The following is a 17,675-nucleotide window of genomic DNA, read 5'->3' on the forward strand; positions in this document are numbered from 1 at the left end:
TATGCCGGCTCGCGGTTGCAGCCCGATCTTCCCTGCCCTAGCGGTCATCGCATGCCGATGGCCCCGCCTCCCGATCTTGCCAGCCTGTCGCTCACAGACGTGGCGCGGCTCGTGGCGGAGAAGCGCCTGCCTCCGGTCGAGCAATGGAATCCCAGCCATTGCGGTAACAGCGACATGCGGATCGCGCGCGACGGAACCTGGTTCCACATGGGATCGCCGATCGGCCGGCAGGAAATGGTTCGGCTGTTTGCCACCATCCTGCGGCGCGAATCCGATGGCGGTTACGTGCTGGTCACGCCAGTCGAGAAGCTCGACATCGAGGTCGAGGACGCTCCCTTCCTCGCGGTCGAGATGAAGGCCGAAGGCGAAGGGCGCGACGCGGCGCTCGCTTTTCGCCTCAACACTGGCGAATTGGTCACCGCCGACGCCGGTCACGCGCTGCGATTCGAGCAGGGTGAAGACGGACCGCGCCCCTATCTCCACGTTCGTGGCGGGCTCGAGGCGCTGGTCGCGCGATCGGTCTATTACGATATCGCCGAGCGGGCGCTGTCGGGCGACGACGATCCGCCGGGCGTGTGGAGCAACGGCGCCTTCTTCGCGCTGGAGTCCGACGCATGACGACGCTCGCCGAACGGCTGCGCCTCGCGCTCGACCATGTCCATCAGCCCGAATTGCTCCCCGGCGATCATCCCGGGATCGGGAGCACGCGCATGCCGGCCGCGGTGCTGGTCGCGGTGACCGATCGGCCCGAGCCCGGGCTGATCCTGACCCAGCGCACCGAAAGCCTGCGCCGCCATGCCGGACAGGTCGCCTTTCCCGGTGGCCGGATCGATCCTGGTGACCTCGACGCAGCCGATGCCGCATTGCGCGAGGCAGAGGAGGAAATCGCCTTGCCCCGCGCCGCCGTCACCTTGATCGGCGAGGCGGATCGCTACCTCACGGTCACCGGATTCGAGGTGATCCCAGTGGTCGGTGTGGTCCCGCCCGATCTCGATTATCACCCTAACGAGGCCGAAGTCGCCGACGTGTTCGAAGTGCCGCTGGCGTTCGTGCTCGATCCCGCCAATCAACTTCGCGCCAGTGCGGAATGGCAGGGCCGGACACGCTATTTCTACGAAATCCGCTGGGGCGAACGCCGCATCTGGGGCGCGACGGCGGCGATGCTGGTCAATCTGTCACGGCGGCTGCGATGGGCGGCATGACGTTGCTTCCTCCGGCAGAGTGGCGCGATCGCCCCGGTCTCGCTCGGTTGGTCGCGGCGCTCGGCGCCGACAATGCGCGGATCGTCGGCGGCGCGGTGCGCGACACGCTATTGGGAATCGAGACCGCCGATATCGACCTCGCCACTCCGCATGACCCGCGCATGGTAATCCAATTGCTCGAAGCCGCCGGAATCAAGGCGGTTCCGACCGGGATCGACCATGGCACGATCACTGCGGTGTCGCGCAATGAAGTGTACGAAGTGACCACCTTGCGGCGCGACGTCACCACCGACGGCCGGCGTGCGACGGTCGCCTTTACCGACGATTGGCGCGAGGACGCGGCACGGCGCGATTTCACGATCAACGCGCTCTATGCCGATCCCGCAACCGGCGAGATCCACGATTATTTCGGCGGGATCGCCGATCTCGAAGCGCGCCACGTCCGCTTCATCGGCGACCCCTACCGCCGCATCGCCGAGGATCATCTGCGCATCCTGCGCTTCTTCCGCTTCCTCGCGCGGTTCGGCGATATCGCCGACCCCGACGGTTTGCAGGCCTGTACCGAGCGCGCCAATGACCTGATGGCGCTGTCCCGCGAACGCATCGCCAACGAATTGCTGCGCTTGCTCGTGGCACCGCGCGCGGTCGAGGTCATCACGCTGATGATCGAGCGCGCCGTGTTCGTCCCCGTCTTGCCAGAAATCGCAAGTATCGCGCGTCTTGCCGATCTGGCGAGACAAGAAGCCGATAGCGGAATCGCTCCCGATCCGATCCGCCGGCTGGCCGCATTGCTGCCCGCCGATACCGCCGTCGCGGCGAGCGTCGGAGCGCGGCTGAAGCTATCAAACAAGCAACGCCAGCGGCTGGAAAGCGCAACACTGCCGGTCGATGCCGATCCGCACGCGCTGGCCTATCGGCTGGGCACCGAGTTCGCGATCGACCGGCTATTGCTGTCGGGTGGCGACGCTGCGGCGATCCGCGACTGGGCACGGCCGAGGCTGCCCATGTCGGGCGGACAGCTCGTCGCCAAGGGGCTGAAAGCCGGACCCGATGTGGCGAAGACCTTGCGGGCAATCGAGGATCGCTGGATCGCCGAGCACTTCCCCGATGCCGCGCGTGTCGCCGCGATCACCGACGAAGAAGTCGCTCAGAGTCTGTTTGAAAACTCGCGAAAGAGCGAGTTTTGAGACCGCACCAGCCCGCTCCCCCACCCGACCTCCCAATCAGGGTATTCTATGGGAGGTCGGGTGGGGGAGCGGGCTGGTGCCGCGAAACGCGCCCTCAGCGCGTTTTCAAACAGACTCTCAGGCCCTCGACGCGACCAGATAGGCATAGGCCTCGTCGGCCTCGAGCGGCTTGGCGTAGACGAATCCCTGGCCATAGGTGCAGCCCAATGCCGCCAAGGTCTGCGCCAGCTCGTTGGTCTCGATCCCTTCCGCGGTGGTTTCCTTGCCGAGCGCCTGGGCCAGGCTGAGGATCGCGCGAACGATCGCCACCTTGTCGCGGTCGGCGAGCATCCCGGTCACGAAACTGCGGTCCATCTTGAGCACGTCGATCGGCAGTTTCTGAAGATAGGCCAGGTTCGAATAGCCCGTGCCGAAATCGTCCATCGCCAGGGTCGCGCCCAGGCTCTTGAGCTGATGCATGGTCTCAGCGACGCGCTCGGGATCGGAGATCAGCGCGCTTTCGGTGAGCTCGAGCGTGAAGCGGCTGCCGGTCAGCTGATTGCGCAGCAGCGCCTGCTCGACCGCCGGCGCGATATCGTCGCGCTGCAGCTGGATCGCCGACAGATTGACCGCGACGCGCACGCCGCAGTCGCCGCCCGCGCGGATATCCCATGACCGGAGCGTCCGCGCCGCCTCCTCGATCGCCCAGCGGCCGAGCGGAACGATCAGTCCCGATTCCTCGGCGACCGGAATGAAGTCGGCGGGCGAATGTTCATGGCCGTGTTCGTCGGTCCAGCGCGCGAGCGATTCGAACGCAACGACCTGGCCGGTCGCGAGATCGCAAATCGGATGATAGGTCAGCCGCATCGCGCCATTTTCGATCGCGCGGCGCAGCTCGGTCTCGATGCCGAATTGCTCGCGCGCGATATCTAGCGCCTGGGTCTGGTAATATTCGGCCTGGCCCGACGTCTTGGAGCGTTTGACGGCGAAATGGGCGTGGCGGATCAGATCCTCTGAATCCTCCACCGCATCCGACCCGAACGCGATGCCGATCGAGCACGACACGCGGATTTCGAAGTCCGACATACGGAACGGCGTCGCCAGCGTCTCCTGAATCCGACGAACGACCTGTTCGGCTTCCGCCTCGCTCTCTTCGAGCGCGAGCAGGATGCCGAATTCGTCGCCGCCGGTGCGCGCCAGCATGTCCGACGCCCGCAACGCGCCCTTGAGGCGCCGCGCGAGTGTGATCAGCAATTCGTCGCCTGCCATCGACCCCATACAGGCATTGACCCGGCTGAATCGGTCTAGGTCGATGATCAACACCGCGTAGCGCGCGCCACCGCCCTCGGCGATCCGCTCCTCAAGCAATTCGCTGAAGCCGCTGCGATTGGGCAGACCGGTCAGGCTGTCGGTGATCATCTCGCGGCGCAAATTGCGCGCGGTCCGCAATTCGCCGGTATGGTCGACCAGGGTGGCGAAGCAATAAGACGATGCCGACGAGCGCCGCGCCAGGGTGACGCGGAAATGGCGGCAATCGACCGCGTCGCCGAATTCCCAGGTGAACTCGTCGTTCACGGCCTCCCCCGCCAGGAACGTCGCGATCCGCTCGCCCAAGGCGGCGATCAGCGGCGCTTCACCCGCGGTATTGCCCAGTCCGGCGGCGCGAAAGGCGCGGTTCGCGGCGGCCACGATAACAGCATTGTCGGGGCGCCCGACAAGAGCCAACGGCACCGGGATCAGTTCGATCGATGCGGCGATTCCGGCGATCTCGTCGGGGCGCAGCACGACCGCCGCCGATTCGACGGGCACGGCTTTAGCGGCCTTCGCGCGAGACAATCCGAGCGCCATTGCGACCCGCTTAGGCGGGATTGGTTAAAGCGCGCTGAAGCTTGCCCCGGTTTCAGCCACTTGGGGGTGGCTGGCGGAGCGACATTCTAGCCCTCTCCCGTTTACGGGAGAGGGTTGGGTGAGGGTCTTCTTTCTTCTTCCAAGCGATTAGCGTCCCAAGAAAAGAAAGAAGACCCTCACCCTCCCACCGCTGCGCGGCGGGCCCCTCCCTCTCCCGCAAGCGGGAGAGGGGTTAAATCAAAACCTGTTGTCGCGCGGGAACCCTGTCGGTGGCATTCGCCCCGCAGCGCCGCGCGCGGTGCGCCACGGCTGCAGGTCGGTTTCGGTGCGCGTGCGGCCGCTTTCGCCGCCCATCGCCCAGCTCAGCCCCTCGGCGAACTTGAATGTGACCGCGTCCGACAGCCCGCCGTCGCGATAGCGCTGCAGCTGGACGCCTTGCCCCTTGGCTAGTTCGGCGACTTCCGACAGCGGGAATACCAGCATCTTGCGGTTGTCGCCGATCGCCGCGACGTAATCGTCCTCGCCGGCGATCGGCCGGACGATCTTGAGCTTGGCGCCGGCGCGCGGCGTCACCACCGCCTTGCCCTTGCGCGTCTCGGCAATCGCGTCAGCCGCCTTCAACACGAAGCCGCGTCCATCGGACGCCGCGACCAGCAATTTCTCCGCCTCGCTTGCGCGCAGCAATGCAGCAATCCCGGCCTCTCCATCGAGATCAATCATCAGCCGCACCGGTTCGCCGAAGCCGCGGCCGCCGGGCAGCCTGTCGGCGGCGAGCGTGTAGAAGCGCCCCGTTTCGGCGGCGAGCAGCAATTTGTCGGTTGTCTGGGCGTGGAAGGCGAAGCGCGGGCCGTCGCCTTCCTTGAACTTCATCGCATCGGCCGAGGCGAGCTCGACATGGCCCTTCATCGCGCGGATCCAGCCGCGCTGCGACAGGATCACGGTGATCGGCTCGCGCTCGATCATCGCCTCGAGCGGGATTTCGCGTGCCGGCGCCGCTTCCTCGATCTTTGTGCGTCGGCGACCGAGTACAGTCTCCGGGCCATAGCGGTCGCGGACCTTGCCGAGGTCGCGCTTCAACCGCGTGCGCTGCCGTGCGTCGGACGAGAGCAACAAGTCGAGCTCGGCCTTTTCCTTCTCGAGCCCCTCGCGCTCCTTGCGCAGCTCCATTTCCTCGAGCTTGCGCAAGCTGCGCAGCCGCATGTTGAGGATCGCTTCGGCCTGACGGTCGGTCAGCTCGAACTCGGCGATCATCACCGGCTTGGGCTCGTCTTCGGTGCGGATGATCTCGATCACGCGGTCGAGGTTGAGATAGGCGATGATATAGCCGTCGAGCAGTTCGAGCCGGTCGGCAATCTTGTCGAGCCGATGCTGCGAGCGGCGGCGCAGCACGATGAACTGGTGATCGACCCAGGATTGTAGCGCTTCCTTGAGGCTCATCACGCGTGGCGTTCGCGTTGCGTCGAGGACGTTCAAATTGAGCGGTATGCGCGTTTCGAGATCGGACAGCCGGTACAGGCTTTCGATCAACGTGTCGGAATCGACGGTACGGCTGCGCGGTTCGAGCACGATGCGCAAATCCTCGGCGGATTCGTCGCGGACATCGGCCAGGATCGGCAAGCGCTTGTCGTTGACCAGGTCGGCGATGCCCTCGATCAACTTGCCCTTGGACACGCCGTACGGAATTTCGGTCACGACGAGATGCCAGCCGCCACCCTTTTCATTGACCCGCTCGATCGTCGCGCGCGTCCGGAACGAGCCGCGGCCCGTCGCATAGGCCTCGGCGATCGCCGCAGGGCTGTCGACGATGGCGCCACCGGTCGGCAAATCGGGGCCCTTCACATAGTCGAGTACGTTGGCGTCGGCATTGTCGATCAGCGCGATCGACGCATCGAGCAATTCGGCGGCGTTATGCGGCGGGATGCTGGTCGCCATGCCAACCGCGATGCCGGCGGCGCCATTGGCGAGCAGATTGGGGAAAGCGCCCGGCATCAGCTCGGGCTCATGGTCCTCGCCGTTATAGGTTGGGCGGAAACCGACCGCATCCTCGTCGAGGCCGTCCATCAGGTCGGTAGCGACCTGGGTCAGGCGGGCTTCGGTGTAGCGATAGGCGGCGGCGTTATCGCCATCGATATTGCCGAAATTGCCCTGACCGTCGACCAGCGGGTAGCGCAGCGAGAAATCCTGCGCGAGCCGGACCATCGCGTCATAGACCGAGGCATCGCCATGTGGATGGTATTTGCCGATGACGTCGCCGACCACGCGCGCCGATTTCTTGTAGGCGCTGTTGGGATCCATCTTGAGCGTCCGCATCGCCCAAAGCAGGCGGCGGTGCACCGGCTTCAGCCCGTCGCGGACGTCGGGCAGCGAGCGCGCGGTGATCGTCGACAGCGCGTAGACGAGGTAGCGTTCGCTGAGCGCGCTATCGAACGGCGCGTCGAACACGCCCACGGAAGGATTGTCGGGAAGGTCGGTCGTCTCGGCTGCCATCCGAAAGCGGTTAGAGCCTATTTGCCCGAGAGGAAATATCGGGAACGAAGAAGGTGTGGATGGGTCCAGCCTCTAATTATGAGGCGGCCCCGCCCCGCGCCCGTTCGAACTCGGCGCGGCGGCGCTCGCCGCGCGCCTTTAGCAGATCGTGGCGCGATAAGATGCCCACCACCTTGCCGCTGGCGGGATCGACGATCGGCACGCGGCCAATTCCGGTTTCGACCATCAGATCGGCGACCTCTCCGATTGGCGAATGGCGATAGGCCATCGGTTGCGAGGCATCGGACAATTCGTCGGCGAGTGGCGTGTCGTCCTGACTACGCTCGACCTGCCAGCGCAAGGCGTCTGAGCGCGACACCAATCCGAGCAGCCGGTCGTCCTTCCCCACCACCGGATAGGAACGGTGCGTCGCATGATCGGCGAAGAACGCGACGACGTCACAGATCGGCATGTCGCCCGGCAAGGTCTCAGGATCCCGCGTCATCACTTGTTCCGCCTGGAGGAAATCGAGGGGGTCGACGGTATATTCCTGCAGGATATGGCGCCCGCGGCGTGCGATCTTCTCGGTCAGGATCGAACGGCGCATGATCAAGACGCTGACCGCATAGGCGCCGACCGAGGCAGCCGTCATTGCAGGCAGATCGGTAAAATGCCCGGTCACCTCGACCGCGAAGAAGGCGCCGGTCAGCGGCGCGCGCATCGCGCCGCTCATGATCCCGGCCATTCCTGCCATTGCCCAGAACCCCGCCGGCCCCGGCAGGAACTGTCCGAGTGCGACCCCGAGCGCGCCGCCCAAGATCAGCAACGGCGCGAGCACGCCGCCCGACGTTCCCGACCCAAGAGCGATCAGCCAGACCACAGCTTTGACCACCAGCAAGGCAAGCACGATGCGCAAGGTCATCGATCCGTCGAGCAAGGCCTGGATATTCGAATAGCCGGCGCCGAGCACATGCGCGTCGATCAGCCCACCCAGCCCGACGACGATACCGCCAAGCGCGGGCCACCAGAACCAGTGAACCGGCAGGCGGTGGAACAGATCCTCGACCTTGTAGAGCGCGACCGAGAGCAACGCCGCTTCGAGCCCGGCGAGAATTCCTGTGGCGAACGACCCCGACGCCGCATGCCACCAGTCGAGCGTGACCGCCGGGAACGGGAAGAGCGCGCCCGAACCGAGCAGCATCGGGCGGCAGGCGAAGGAAACCAGCACCGCGGTCACCACCGGCACGAAACTGCGCGGCTTCCATTCGAACAGCAGCACCTCGATCGCCAGCAGAATGGCGGCGAGCGGCGTGCCGAAAATGCCGGTCATGCCCGCCGCGGCGCCCGCCACCAGCAATGTCTTGCGCTCGGCGGCGCTCAGCCGGAAACGCTGCGCGAACAATGAGCCGATCGCCCCGCCGGTCATGATGATCGGCCCTTCGGCGCCGAATGGACCGCCGCTGCCGATCGAGATCGCCGAGGACAATGGCTTGAGCAACGCTACCTTCAGCGACAATCGGCTTTCGCCATAAAGGATCGCCTCGATCGCTTCGGGAATGCCATGGCCCTTGATCTTCTCCGATCCGAACCGTGCCATCAGCCCGATCAAGAGCCCGCCGATCACCGGGATCGCCACCGTCAACAGGCCGAGATGCGCGCTGGTGATATCCGTCGGGCTCGCCGACAATCGGCCGAACCAGAACAGGTTGGTCGCGATCGCGATCAGGCGGATCAACAGCCATGCCCCCAGCGCCGCGCCGATCCCGACCGGGATCGCAGCGGCGGTCAGCATGATCATGCGCAAATCGGCGCTGTGATCGCCTAAAGGACGCGCCTTGTCGGCGGACGTGAAATGGAGTGACATGGCGTCCTGTTTTGTAGGGAGACGCCGCGCAACTATATCGCGGCGCGACATAGTTCAATCGAGGATGACGAAACAATGTCGAGCGGGCACGAGTTGACCGACGCCGAATATGCCGCGCTGGCCGATTTTCGCCGCACGTTGCGCCAGTTCCAGGCGTTCAGCGAAGAGCGGGCAGCCGATTTCGGGCTGACGCCGCAACAGCATCAGGTGCTGCTCACCATCCGCGGCGCTTCCCCACGACCGGTCAGCATCGGCTATGTCGCCGAACGCCTGTTCGTGAAGCCGCATAGTGCGTCCGGGCTGATCGTGCGGCTGGAAACCTTGGGACTGATCGCACGCCGGCCATCACCGCATGACGGCCGTCAGGCCTTGCTCGAGTTGACCCCAAAGGCCCGCGAAATCCTCGAACGCTTATCGACGGTGCACCGCGACGAGATCGTCCGGATGCGGCCGATGCTGAAGCAGTTGCTCGATACGATCGCCTGACGCGCACCCTTGATTTATATCGCAATACGATATAAATTCCGACCAGGAGGATGGCCGGATGCAAATCTTGTTGGTGATCGTCGAATCGATAGGCCTGATCGTCGGCAGCGTCGCCGCCGCGATCCTGCTGTGCTGGTCGCTATGGCGCGCCTTCCGGCTGATCCGCCACCCCGCTTGGGGTCCCCCGATCGTCGTCGTGCCCGTCATCTTGTGGGCGGCCAACATGCTGCCGCGCAGCGAATTCCTGCGCATGACGTTGGTATTCGCGTTGCTGGCGGCCATTCCCTTCTGGATCGAGGGCCGCGCCTGGCGCCTGGCGTGGATCGAACGGCAACACCCCGGCGTCGACGATCCCCTGCACGGGTGAATGTTCGCGGAATATCGCTTGCTCTACCCAGTGCTTGCCGCCTGCATCGCACAGGATCGTGCACCACGACCGGGCGAACTGGAGCACGTCGCGCAACGGATCATGCGCGAAGGGTCGGTCGGCACGCCTGGCGCGCTTCTGGATCGCCGCATGGCGACCCGCGCGGCGCGCACCGCGCTGATCGGCGCGTCGAAGAGTTGACGCGAAGGAGAGGTCAGCGGATCGCGGCTACCATTTGATCTGGTTGCTCGACGGCGCTTTCCATTGATTGCTCGAAGGCGCTTTCAACTGCGTACTGACCGGGCCCTCGCCCTTGATCTGGCTGCTCGAGGGCGACTTCCACTGGTTGCTGACCGGTGCCTGACCCTTGACCTGTTCGCTCTTGATCTGGGTGCTGTCCGGCTTGTCCAGCCCGATCAGGACGCCTTGCGTCTCGCCCGCCGGCACGCCGGGCTGCTTTTGCGCCGCCGCGTCGGTTACGCCCAGCGACAAGCCCAGCATCGATACCGCCGCCGCCAGCGCAGGTTTCATGAGATCGGCCATGCCATCCTCCCTGCAAAGCGAGAGCGCACTCCGGGAGCGGAGAGCGGCTCTCGACCCTTGGAGAGATAGGCCCATGCCCTCCGACCGTATTGGCGGAATGCGACATGCCCCACGCGACGCGATCAGACCGGGCTCGGCATATCGCGGGCGAGTTCGTCGAGCAGCCATTCCCGGAAGCGACGGATCTTGGCGACGCCGCGCCGCGCTTCGGGATAGCAGAGCCAATAAGCGTAGCCGCGGGTCGAGACTTGATCGAACGGCCGCACCAATCGTCCGTCGGCCAAGTCGTTGCGCCAGAAGAAGGGCGTCAGCATCGCCATTCCCTGCCCCGCCATCGCGGCATGTCCTTCATGCGCCTGGCTGTCGAGGCGGACGCCGACGCGTGGCGGGCCATCGGGCACTTCCACCCCGGCCTCGCGTAGCCAGAACGGCCACCACGGATCGTGCGGGCTGATTTGCGGGATGCGCAGCATGTCCTCGACCGTGAACGGTCCGTGGCGCTTGAGGAATCCAGGCGAGCACATCGGCGTGAAATCGATCCGCACGAGCAACTCCTCGTGCAGCCCGTCCCATCCGCCCAGGCCGGCACGGATCGCGACATCGACGTCGTCGCTGGCAAAGTCCGCCAGCGCGTCGCTGGTCAGCAGGCGCACCGCCATTTCCGGATGGTTCATCTGGAAACTGCCGAGCCGCCAGGCGAGCCAGGTATTGGCGAAGGTGTTCGAGGTCGACACGGTCAGCACCGCCGCATCGTCCGCACGGATCGCGCCGAACGCGGCGTCGATCGCGTCGAAGGCGCGCGTGATCTGGGGCGCTGCCTTGCGGCCCGCATCGGTCAACACCACGCGGCGCTTTTCGCGGCGGAACAGCGGCGCGCCGAGCCGCTCTTCGAGCAATTTTACCTGATAGCTGACCGCTGCCTGGGTCATGCCGAGCTCATTCGCGGCGGCGGTGAAATTCTCGTGCCGCGCGGCGGCTTCGAACACGCGAACGGCGGCAAGGGGCGGCAGGCGGCGCATGAAACTTGATAAGCATGGCTTGTCGATTATGTCCAACGATTTGTTGGCGAAGCGACGCCGATACGAGCATATCCACCTCATCGCCAACGCCGGATTTTATGAGGAGGATTGAGCCATGCGCGATGATTTCCTGAGCGGCGACTGGGCCGCGAACAAACACCGCCTGACAGCGGACGTCGATAAGCTGGGCCATGATCTGGCCGAGAAGGTCAGCGACAGTTTCGAAGCGCTCAACCGGGCGCAGTTCGACGCGCCGTGGCACCGCGTTTGGCGCAAGGTCCGCATCTCCGGGCTGCGGTGAGCCGCGCCAGCCCCAGGACCGGGACGCGTGCCCCCATGCGCGCCCGGCCCTTTCCGGACCTACGCTTCTCCGGCGGCGTCGATCGGACGGCAGGACCCGCTTCCTCCTTGCCTTCCGCGCGCCGCCGGTCTTTTCCCTTCACATGAGCGACGATTTCGAGCCGCTGACCTGGGCAGACCTGACCGCGCGCCCACGTCCCGAACCGCAAGCGGCGATCGCCTATGGCGACGATCCCTGGCAACGCGTCGATCTCTGGCTGCCCGATGGCGCCGGCCCTTTCCCTGTCGTGTTGATGGTCCATGGCGGATGCTGGACGACCAGCATTGCGGATCGCACGCTGATGAATTGGGTCGCCGAGGATCTGCGCCGCGACGGCTTTGCGGTTTGGAACCTGGATTATCGCGGCGTCGACCGCCCCGGCGGCGGCTATCCGGGCACCTTTCGCGACGCCGCGGCGGCGGCCGATGCGTTGCGCGGCTATGCCCCCAAATACGGGCTCGACCTGCGCCGCATCGTCGCCACCGGGCATTCGGCGGGCGGACATCTGGCTTTGTGGCTGGCCGGGCGGCGGCGACTGCCGTTCGACAGTCCGCTGTGGTGCGCGACGCCGTTGGCGATCGCGCATGTCGTCGCCTGCGGCGCGCTGCCCGACCTTGAGGCAGTGGCGGCGAGCCCCGACAATGGCTGCGGCATCGACGTCATCCGCGATCTGGTCGGCGCGCCGGGCAGCGATGGGCGCGATGTCTATGCCGATACCTCGATCCCGCCGCTGTTGCCGATCGGCGTGCGCCACGATCTGGTCAATGGCCGCGAGGACCGCATCGTGCCCTATCGGCTGGCGACGGATTATGCCGCCAAAGCGGGCGAGGAAGCTGTCCTGCACACCGTGCCGGATACCGGGCATGTCGAGCTGGTGACGCCAGGCACCGCTGCTTGGACAGCCACCAAGCATCTGATCGTCGCAGCTTTCGCGGCAACCGGTTGTTAGACCGGCGCCGGCACCAGCGCCCCGAACGGATCGTCGTGCAGCGACGCCCTCACTTCAGCAAGCAGCCAGCTACGAAACGCCGCGACCTTGCGCTGCCGCTTGCGATGCGCCGGATAGACCAGCCAGAAGCTGTTGCGCCAATAGGCGATGCGCTTGATCGGCTGGACGAGCTGCCCGGCATCGATCGCGCGTTGCCACATTGGCGGGCTGAGCACCGCGACACCGTGCCCCGCAATCGCCGCCTGCCCCTGCAGCACTTGCGATTCGAGCTGCACACTGGGGGGCGACTCGTCGGATTGATCTCCCGACACGCTCCCCAACCACAACCGCCACCAGCCATCCCCCGGCGACAGCCGCGGCAGCGCCAGCAAATCATCGATCGTTGCGACCGGCGGATGGGCGGCGAGCAGCGCCGGGCTCGCCAGCGGCGTGAACGGCATCCGCATCAGGAAGTCCGCTTCCAGCCCCGGCCATGGCGCCGGCGCCCCACGGATCGCGACATCGATCTCACCGCGATCGAACTCGGTCAGCGCGTCCGACACGCGGAGCCGCACCGCCAGATCGGGCCGGGCAAGCTGGAAGTCGCCGATGCGCGACGACAGCCAATTGGTCGCGAAGGTCGACGGCGCGCTCACCGTCAGCATCGTCTCGTTATCGCTGCGCGCGGCACGGAACGCCTCGTCGAGCTTCTCGAACGCGCTGGTCACTTGCGGCGCGATCAATTGGCCGAGTTCGGTCAGTTCGACTCCGCGCCCCTTGCGGGCGAATAGCGGCGCGCCGACCCGTTCCTCGATCACCTTGATCTGATAGCTCACCGCCGCCTGGGTCGTGCCGAGTTCCTCGGCGGCCCGCGTGAAATTGCCGAGCCGCGCCGCGGCCTCGAACACGCGCACCGCGCCGAGCGGAGGAATAGACGTCATTCAAGACATAAAGCAGATTTATGGCTTGCTCTCAACGTTCGATTGGAGCTGCGACGCGGCCCGCGGCATATCGGTGTCGTCGCCACCCCCGGCGACGACAGGAGAAAGAAGATGTTCAAGCCCTTGATGATGACCGCTCTGCTGGTCGCAGCAGTCCCTGCATTTGCCGGCGACAAGCCGGTTCCGCCAACCGCCCGAGTCACGACCGCCGACCTCGATCTGTCGACCGCAAACGGCCGCCGGACACTCGACCGCCGCCTGCGCGCAGCGATCGATCAGGTATGCGCCGCCGCCGATGCCGCACCGCGTACCGGTATCCTCTCGAACGACCGCTGCCGGTCGGTCGCCGCGACCTCTGCCCGGCGTCAGCGCAACGTCCTGCTCGCCACCGTCGACGCGGGTAAGACCCGCAAAGCGGGCGTCGAAGTTGCTATGGCCAAATGACCCAGACGCAGCACTTGACCAATTAAGCGATCTGATGGGTTGCCTACGCCGGCAGGCATCCATCAGGCGCAATCCCTACCCCTTCGTGGCCGTTCCAATCTGGGCACACACTCCAATTCATCGCTATTCTGACACGCCTTGACGCAATACCCGATCAATGAGATTGTGTATCAAGATTGTCGGGAGAGAGCGTTATGCGGATCGTTCTGATGTCGATCATTCTGTGTTTCGTCCTCGCCGGATGTAACCAGGTGTCGAGTCTCAAATCGGCCGAAAAGCTCAATGCCTATGATGTCGCCCCAGCCGCGCCGCCGGGCGATGCCTCCAATGGAGGCAAGGGTGACGAGACGGCGGCCACGCCGCTGACAGTGACGCTCCCTCAGATCGCCTATGACTATAAGTACAGCTTTCGGCTCCCCGCCGATCGGGTAGCGTCGACCCAGCAGGCGCATATCGCGGCTTGCGACAAACTGGGGCTGGCGCGATGCCAACTGGTCTCATCCGAAAGTAGCAGCGGGAATGGCAGCGCCGCCTCGTTAAAGCTCCGCGTCGCCAGCGACATCGCGCGGCGGTTCAGTGCGACCCTGGTCGATTCGGTCGCCAGGGCCGGCGGGCGAGCGGTGGACCAGTCGATCAGCGCCGAGGACGTATCGAAAGAGATTTCCGACACCAGCGCGCGAATCCGCCAGCGTGAGCTGCTGGTCCAACGGCTGACCCAGATTCTTCAGTCGCGCACCGGCAAGGTGAGCGAATTGGTCGAGGCCGAACGCAGTGTGGCTGCCGCGCAAGAGGAACTTGATCAGGCCAAGGCATGGCTGACCCAATTGCAGGGCCGGGTGGCTATGTCCGATGTAGAGATCGACTATGCCGCCGCAGTCGTCGGCACCGCCGACCAAGGCCCGCTGGGCGAGACGGTCGGCCAATCCTGGTGGTTCTTCGGCGCCGCACTCTATGCGATCTTGCGCTTGGCGATCTTCCTCGCGCCGTGGGCGGCAGTGGGGATCGGCATCTTCTTCACCGTTCGCGTAGCAAGGCGGCGCTGGGGAGGCCCCGCGACGGACGTCGAGCCGCTGCCATCCAACGATACCCCGCCCCCCGCCTGATTGCACCCGAGCAGTCGTTCCGGTATAGGCCATTGCTTCCCGCCCCGGCGCGCTATCCGCGTTGCCGGGGCGCTCATTTTACAAAGGTAAGCGCCGAAGATGGCACGCCGCCGCCAGATCTACGAAGGCAAAGCCAAGATCCTCTATGAGGGCCCCGAACCAGGCACGCTGATCCAGTATTTCAAGGACGACGCGACCGCGTTCAACGCGCAGAAAAAGGGCACGATCAGCGGCAAGGGCGTGCTCAACAACCGGATTTCCGAGCACATTTTCACTTTGCTCGGGATGATCGGAGTACCGACGCACTTCATCCGCCGCCTCAACATGCGCGAGCAGCTGATCCGCCAGGTCGAGATCGTGCCGATCGAGGTGGTGATGCGCAACGTCGCCGCTGGGTCGCTGTCGAAGCGGCTGGGGATCGAGGAAGGCGTCCAGCTGCCGCGCACGATCATCGAATATTATTACAAGGACGACGCGCTCGGCGATCCGATGATCACCGACGAGCATATCGCGGCGTTCGGCTGGGCCAGCCAGGAAGAGATGCACGATATCGCCGACCTGGCGATCCGCACCAACGATTTCCTGTGCGGCCTGTTCGCCGGGATCGGCATTCGCCTGGTCGACTTCAAGATGGAGTTCGGGCGGATTTGGGACAATGATTACAGCCGCATCATTCTGGCGGACGAGATCAGCCCCGATGGTTGCCGGCTGTGGGACATGGTGACCAACGAGAAGCTCGATAAGGACCGGTTCCGCCGCGACCTGGGCGGCGAGGTCGAAGCCTATCAGGAAGTCGCACGGAGGCTGGGGCTGTTGCCCGAAGGCGCCGATGGTGCGGTGCTCGACCTCGAAACGCATCGCCAGAACCGGGGCAAATAAGCGCGTTTTGCAGCTTCGCTGTTACGGCGCCGGCCCGTTTCAGCCTGGCTGAAAACGGAAAGGACTCAGTCCTTGACCCGGAATCCGCAGATGATTCCGAAGATGAACGACGAGACCAGCGACAGCTGAATCCAGCCCCCGGCATCGGTCCAGCCGAAATACTGTCCACCGAAGGTGAACAGCGCGATGAACATCACCATTGCCAGTCCGGCCATGTCCGAACCCCCTAAACCGGCGAGCGCGACCCCTTGGCGAGTCGCCCGCTGGACGAAACGCTGCGCTTCGCGGGTAAACGAAGCGTAAAACTTGCGGCGAACCGCCGGCGCGGCCATAGGGACGCCGACTCCGTTTCAGCCAGGAAAGCGCCGCTCCATGAAGGTTCGCATCGTCGTCACCCTCAAGCCGGGAGTGCTCGACCCGCAAGGCAAGGCGATCCACAAGTCACTCGAAGGTCTGGGCTTTGGCGGCATCAACGACATCCGCGCCGGCAAGGTGATCGAGCTCGACGTCGCCGACTCGGTGACCGACGAAGACCTTGACGGGATGTGCCGCAAGTTGATCGCCAATACGGTGATCGAAAATTACAGGATCGAGCGATGACCGCGGCGGTCGTCGTTTTCCCGGGCTCCAATTGCGACCGCGACCTCGCGGTGGCGATCGAGTCGATCATGGGGCGGAAGCCCAACATGGTGTGGCACGGCGAGACCGATCTGCCTGCCGGCACCGACCTGATCGCGTTGCCGGGCGGGTTTTCGTACGGCGATTATCTGCGCTCGGGCGCGATGGCGGCGCGGTCGCCGGTCATGCGCGCCGTGGTCGACGCCGCCGAGCGCGGCGTGCCGGTGCTCGGCGTGTGCAATGGCTTCCAGGTGCTGACCGAAGCGGGGCTGCTGCCCGGTGCGCTGATGCGCAATGCCGGCCTCAATTTCGTCTGCCGCGATGTCGAACTGTCGGTCGAGAATGCGCAATCGGCGTTCACCAGCCGTTATGCCGCTGGCGAGACGATCCTGATCCCCGTCGCGCATCATGACGGCAATTACACCGCCGATGCCGAGACGCTCGACCGGCTCGAAGGCGAAGGCCGGGTCGCGTTCCGCTACACCGGTAACGTCAACGGATCGTCGCGCCAGATCGCCGGCGTGCTCAACGCCGCGGGCAACGTGCTCGGCCTGATGCCGCATCCCGAACGCAAGATCGAAGCGGCGCATGGCGGCGACGACGGTCGCCGGCTGTTCGAAGGACTGATGGAGCTAGTCTCGGCCTGACAGTCAGATTGCCATCTACCAAAACGTAAAACTGTCGATCTTGAATATGCTACTCGAAATAGCGGGCGGGACGACCGCCGTGGCCCGGCCACTCCAACCGGCTGATATTTTCTATACCATTTCGAAGCTGCTCTAAATCTTCTTGTACATAATGGCGGACGGTATCGGTCAGACGCACCATGGCCAAAAGGTCCGCACGCGGGGGCCTACGCTTCGGATCAATCTGACGTCTTACTTCCAGTCCCTCATTCCACGCCAAAAAATCCGCTGGATGTAGCCCGGGCGTCGCTTTGGGAACGAAGGCATGCTCGGCGTAGCCATATCTATTCCTCTCTTCGCGCGTCCCAAAGATCCATGTGAGAAAGTTATGTGCATCGCCTGAATGCTTATGCCCCTCCTCGAAAAAGAATGACGTTGGTCCTTGCGCGTGGTTTGACTCCTTCCAATCCCGAACCATTCCGATGCATGATTGAAGCGCGAATCCGTAAGCGCTAGGCATGCCCAAAGGACGAAGGATACGGTTATAGTCCTCCTCATTGATGGTGACGGCGAAGCCATAGGCGGAAAGTTCACGAGTAAGCTCAATCAGCTTCGCCGCGACCTCGATAGTGTCCGCTCGTCCTTTGAAAACACCTCTTCTGTGAGCGCATTCACTCATGTGGAAATAGGGCAGCCCCTTAGCCTTGAGGTAGGTGCTCCATTCTTTCGCGAATTGGCGTGCTCGCATTTTGCGAAAGACATACCCCGCTAAGCACAATATCGGCGGTCCTCGGTCGTCGTAGCTCTCGTCGATGTAGGCTTCGGTTATCGTCAC

General features: G+C 64.6%; 21 protein-coding genes. 13 read left to right on the forward strand and 8 right to left on the reverse strand.

The window, feature by feature from the left end; all coding sequences use genetic code 11:
- Nucleotides 1-51: 51 nt before the first annotated feature.
- Genes AC1DRD_RS14260 through AC1DRD_RS14270 form a run of 3 tightly spaced genes read left to right on the forward strand, consistent with a single transcriptional unit; the run spans nucleotide 52 to nucleotide 2,389 of the window.
- Nucleotides 52-618, forward strand: a complete 567-nt coding sequence (locus AC1DRD_RS14260) for a DUF1285 domain-containing protein (protein WP_478029433.1) — start codon at nucleotides 52-54, stop codon at nucleotides 616-618.
- On the forward strand, nucleotides 615-1,202 hold the full coding sequence (locus tag AC1DRD_RS14265) for a CoA pyrophosphatase (protein WP_478029434.1): 588 nt from the start codon (nucleotides 615-617) through the stop codon (nucleotides 1,200-1,202). The genes AC1DRD_RS14260 and AC1DRD_RS14265 overlap by 4 nt, the downstream gene beginning before the upstream one ends.
- The gene (locus tag AC1DRD_RS14270) at nucleotides 1,190-2,389 is read left to right on the forward strand and encodes a CCA tRNA nucleotidyltransferase (RefSeq protein WP_478041861.1); all 1,200 of its coding nucleotides are present in this window, start codon (nucleotides 1,190-1,192) and stop codon (nucleotides 2,387-2,389) included. Before AC1DRD_RS14265 ends, AC1DRD_RS14270 begins: the two co-directional genes overlap by 13 nt.
- Nucleotides 2,390-2,506: 117 nt before the next feature.
- Here the strand turns inward: AC1DRD_RS14270 and AC1DRD_RS14275 are convergent, their stop codons facing one another.
- The 3 genes from AC1DRD_RS14275 to AC1DRD_RS14285 form a co-directional block, all read right to left on the reverse strand.
- Nucleotides 2,507-4,216, reverse strand: a complete 1,710-nt coding sequence (locus AC1DRD_RS14275) for a putative bifunctional diguanylate cyclase/phosphodiesterase (RefSeq protein WP_478029436.1) — start codon at nucleotides 4,214-4,216, stop codon at nucleotides 2,507-2,509.
- Nucleotides 4,217-4,453: 237 nt separating this feature from the next.
- Complete coding sequence (gene parC, locus AC1DRD_RS14280) at nucleotides 4,454-6,703, reverse strand: DNA topoisomerase IV subunit A (RefSeq protein ID WP_478041862.1); 2,250 nt, start codon at nucleotides 6,701-6,703, stop codon at nucleotides 4,454-4,456.
- Between the two features lie 76 nt (nucleotides 6,704-6,779).
- Complete coding sequence (locus tag AC1DRD_RS14285) at nucleotides 6,780-8,546, reverse strand: chloride channel protein (protein ID WP_478041863.1); 1,767 nt, start codon at nucleotides 8,544-8,546, stop codon at nucleotides 6,780-6,782.
- A gap of 75 nt (nucleotides 8,547-8,621) precedes the next feature.
- Here AC1DRD_RS14285 and AC1DRD_RS14290 point away from each other — a divergent pair, with 75 nt between their 5' ends.
- The 3 genes from AC1DRD_RS14290 to AC1DRD_RS14300 are packed head-to-tail and all read left to right on the forward strand — an operon-like array spanning nucleotide 8,622 to nucleotide 9,600.
- Nucleotides 8,622-9,032, forward strand: a complete 411-nt coding sequence (locus AC1DRD_RS14290; protein ID WP_478029439.1) for a MarR family winged helix-turn-helix transcriptional regulator — start codon at nucleotides 8,622-8,624, stop codon at nucleotides 9,030-9,032.
- Between the two features lie 58 nt (nucleotides 9,033-9,090).
- On the forward strand, nucleotides 9,091-9,399 hold the full coding sequence (locus AC1DRD_RS14295; protein WP_478029440.1) for a hypothetical protein: 309 nt from the start codon (nucleotides 9,091-9,093) through the stop codon (nucleotides 9,397-9,399).
- On the forward strand, nucleotides 9,400-9,600 hold the full coding sequence (locus tag AC1DRD_RS14300; protein ID WP_478041864.1) for a hypothetical protein: 201 nt from the start codon (nucleotides 9,400-9,402) through the stop codon (nucleotides 9,598-9,600).
- A gap of 27 nt (nucleotides 9,601-9,627) precedes the next feature.
- Here AC1DRD_RS14300 and AC1DRD_RS14305 read toward each other — a convergent pair whose 3' ends face one another.
- Together AC1DRD_RS14305 and gcvA are read right to left on the reverse strand one after the other, a co-directional pair.
- A complete protein-coding gene (locus tag AC1DRD_RS14305; protein WP_478041865.1) occupies nucleotides 9,628-9,942 on the reverse strand; it encodes a hypothetical protein in 315 nt (104 codons plus the stop codon).
- Nucleotides 9,943-10,064: 122 nt separating this feature from the next.
- On the reverse strand, nucleotides 10,065-10,961 hold the full coding sequence (gene gcvA, locus AC1DRD_RS14310) for a transcriptional regulator GcvA (RefSeq protein WP_478029445.1): 897 nt from the start codon (nucleotides 10,959-10,961) through the stop codon (nucleotides 10,065-10,067).
- A 115-nt stretch (nucleotides 10,962-11,076) separates the two neighbouring features.
- Here gcvA and AC1DRD_RS14315 point away from each other — a divergent pair, with 115 nt between their 5' ends.
- The gene (locus AC1DRD_RS14315) at nucleotides 11,077-11,262 is read left to right on the forward strand and encodes a hypothetical protein (protein WP_478029447.1); all 186 of its coding nucleotides are present in this window, start codon (nucleotides 11,077-11,079) and stop codon (nucleotides 11,260-11,262) included.
- 142 nt (nucleotides 11,263-11,404) lie between these two features.
- On the forward strand, nucleotides 11,405-12,250 hold the full coding sequence (locus AC1DRD_RS14320) for an alpha/beta hydrolase (RefSeq protein ID WP_478041866.1): 846 nt from the start codon (nucleotides 11,405-11,407) through the stop codon (nucleotides 12,248-12,250).
- Here AC1DRD_RS14320 and AC1DRD_RS14325 read toward each other — a convergent pair.
- Nucleotides 12,247-13,170: a LysR substrate-binding domain-containing protein gene (locus AC1DRD_RS14325; protein ID WP_478041867.1), complete on the reverse strand. Its 924-nt coding sequence runs from the start codon at nucleotides 13,168-13,170 to the stop codon at nucleotides 12,247-12,249. The two genes, AC1DRD_RS14320 and AC1DRD_RS14325, sit on opposite strands and share 4 nt — an antisense overlap.
- A gap of 111 nt (nucleotides 13,171-13,281) precedes the next feature.
- On the opposite strand from AC1DRD_RS14325, the gene AC1DRD_RS14330 reads away from it, so the two are divergent.
- The 3 genes from AC1DRD_RS14330 (at nucleotide 13,282) to purC (ending at nucleotide 15,596) form a co-directional block, all read left to right on the forward strand.
- Entirely contained in the window at nucleotides 13,282-13,614 is a 333-nt protein-coding gene (locus tag AC1DRD_RS14330; RefSeq protein WP_478041868.1) for a UrcA family protein, read from the forward strand.
- A 194-nt stretch (nucleotides 13,615-13,808) separates the two neighbouring features.
- Nucleotides 13,809-14,717 (forward strand): DUF4349 domain-containing protein, encoded by a 909-nt coding sequence (locus tag AC1DRD_RS14335; protein ID WP_478041869.1) that lies wholly within the window; start codon nucleotides 13,809-13,811, stop codon nucleotides 14,715-14,717.
- Between the two features lie 99 nt (nucleotides 14,718-14,816).
- On the forward strand, nucleotides 14,817-15,596 hold the full coding sequence (gene purC / locus AC1DRD_RS14340; protein WP_478029454.1) for a phosphoribosylaminoimidazolesuccinocarboxamide synthase: 780 nt from the start codon (nucleotides 14,817-14,819) through the stop codon (nucleotides 15,594-15,596).
- A gap of 65 nt (nucleotides 15,597-15,661) precedes the next feature.
- On the opposite strand, the gene AC1DRD_RS14345 is transcribed toward purC, so the two are convergent.
- Nucleotides 15,662-15,928 (reverse strand): hypothetical protein, encoded by a 267-nt coding sequence (locus tag AC1DRD_RS14345; protein ID WP_478041870.1) that lies wholly within the window; start codon nucleotides 15,926-15,928, stop codon nucleotides 15,662-15,664.
- A 40-nt stretch (nucleotides 15,929-15,968) separates the two neighbouring features.
- Here AC1DRD_RS14345 and purS point away from each other — a divergent pair, with 40 nt between their 5' ends.
- Both purS and purQ read left to right on the forward strand, forming a co-directional pair.
- The gene (gene purS / locus AC1DRD_RS14350; RefSeq protein WP_066824307.1) at nucleotides 15,969-16,196 is read left to right on the forward strand and encodes a phosphoribosylformylglycinamidine synthase subunit PurS; all 228 of its coding nucleotides are present in this window, start codon (nucleotides 15,969-15,971) and stop codon (nucleotides 16,194-16,196) included.
- Nucleotides 16,193-16,861 carry a phosphoribosylformylglycinamidine synthase subunit PurQ gene (gene purQ, locus AC1DRD_RS14355; protein WP_478029457.1) on the forward strand — a complete coding sequence of 223 codons (669 nt, stop codon included), beginning with the start codon at nucleotides 16,193-16,195 and terminating at the stop codon, nucleotides 16,859-16,861. The genes purS and purQ overlap by 4 nt, the downstream gene beginning before the upstream one ends.
- Before the next feature lie 49 nt (nucleotides 16,862-16,910).
- On the opposite strand, the gene AC1DRD_RS14360 is transcribed toward purQ, so the two are convergent.
- Nucleotides 16,911-17,675, reverse strand: coding sequence for a hypothetical protein (locus tag AC1DRD_RS14360; protein WP_478041871.1), 765 nt, complete (start codon nucleotides 17,673-17,675; stop codon nucleotides 16,911-16,913).

This window comes from Sphingomonas sp. P4_G2, from assembly GCF_056401155.1.

What these genes read in the sequence shown, in the direction of transcription:
- AC1DRD_RS14260 (WP_478029433.1), top strand. Translation starts at nt 52, where the DNA reads ATGCCGATGGCCCCGCCTCCCGATCTTGCCAGCCTGTCGCTCACAGAC.
- AC1DRD_RS14265 (WP_478029434.1), top strand. Translation starts at nt 615, where the DNA reads ATGACGACGCTCGCCGAACGGCTGCGCCTCGCGCTCGACCATGTCCAT.
- AC1DRD_RS14270 (WP_478041861.1), top strand. Translation starts at nt 1,190, where the DNA reads ATGGGCGGCATGACGTTGCTTCCTCCGGCAGAGTGGCGCGATCGCCCC.
- AC1DRD_RS14275 (WP_478029436.1), bottom strand. Translation starts at nt 4,216, where the DNA reads ATGGCGCTCGGATTGTCTCGCGCGAAGGCCGCTAAAGCCGTGCCCGTC.
- parC (WP_478041862.1), bottom strand. Translation starts at nt 6,703, where the DNA reads ATGGCAGCCGAGACGACCGACCTTCCCGACAATCCTTCCGTGGGCGTG.
- AC1DRD_RS14285 (WP_478041863.1), bottom strand. Translation starts at nt 8,546, where the DNA reads ATGTCACTCCATTTCACGTCCGCCGACAAGGCGCGTCCTTTAGGCGAT.
- AC1DRD_RS14290 (WP_478029439.1), top strand. Translation starts at nt 8,622, where the DNA reads ATGTCGAGCGGGCACGAGTTGACCGACGCCGAATATGCCGCGCTGGCC.
- AC1DRD_RS14295 (WP_478029440.1), top strand. Translation starts at nt 9,091, where the DNA reads ATGCAAATCTTGTTGGTGATCGTCGAATCGATAGGCCTGATCGTCGGC.
- AC1DRD_RS14300 (WP_478041864.1), top strand. Translation starts at nt 9,400, where the DNA reads ATGTTCGCGGAATATCGCTTGCTCTACCCAGTGCTTGCCGCCTGCATC.
- AC1DRD_RS14305 (WP_478041865.1), bottom strand. Translation starts at nt 9,942, where the DNA reads ATGGCCGATCTCATGAAACCTGCGCTGGCGGCGGCGGTATCGATGCTG.
- gcvA (WP_478029445.1), bottom strand. Translation starts at nt 10,961, where the DNA reads ATGCGCCGCCTGCCGCCCCTTGCCGCCGTTCGCGTGTTCGAAGCCGCC.
- AC1DRD_RS14315 (WP_478029447.1), top strand. Translation starts at nt 11,077, where the DNA reads ATGCGCGATGATTTCCTGAGCGGCGACTGGGCCGCGAACAAACACCGC.
- AC1DRD_RS14320 (WP_478041866.1), top strand. Translation starts at nt 11,405, where the DNA reads ATGAGCGACGATTTCGAGCCGCTGACCTGGGCAGACCTGACCGCGCGC.
- AC1DRD_RS14325 (WP_478041867.1), bottom strand. Translation starts at nt 13,170, where the DNA reads ATGACGTCTATTCCTCCGCTCGGCGCGGTGCGCGTGTTCGAGGCCGCG.
- AC1DRD_RS14330 (WP_478041868.1), top strand. Translation starts at nt 13,282, where the DNA reads ATGTTCAAGCCCTTGATGATGACCGCTCTGCTGGTCGCAGCAGTCCCT.
- AC1DRD_RS14335 (WP_478041869.1), top strand. Translation starts at nt 13,809, where the DNA reads ATGCGGATCGTTCTGATGTCGATCATTCTGTGTTTCGTCCTCGCCGGA.
- purC (WP_478029454.1), top strand. Translation starts at nt 14,817, where the DNA reads ATGGCACGCCGCCGCCAGATCTACGAAGGCAAAGCCAAGATCCTCTAT.
- AC1DRD_RS14345 (WP_478041870.1), bottom strand. Translation starts at nt 15,928, where the DNA reads ATGGCCGCGCCGGCGGTTCGCCGCAAGTTTTACGCTTCGTTTACCCGC.
- purS (WP_066824307.1), top strand. Translation starts at nt 15,969, where the DNA reads ATGAAGGTTCGCATCGTCGTCACCCTCAAGCCGGGAGTGCTCGACCCG.
- purQ (WP_478029457.1), top strand. Translation starts at nt 16,193, where the DNA reads ATGACCGCGGCGGTCGTCGTTTTCCCGGGCTCCAATTGCGACCGCGAC.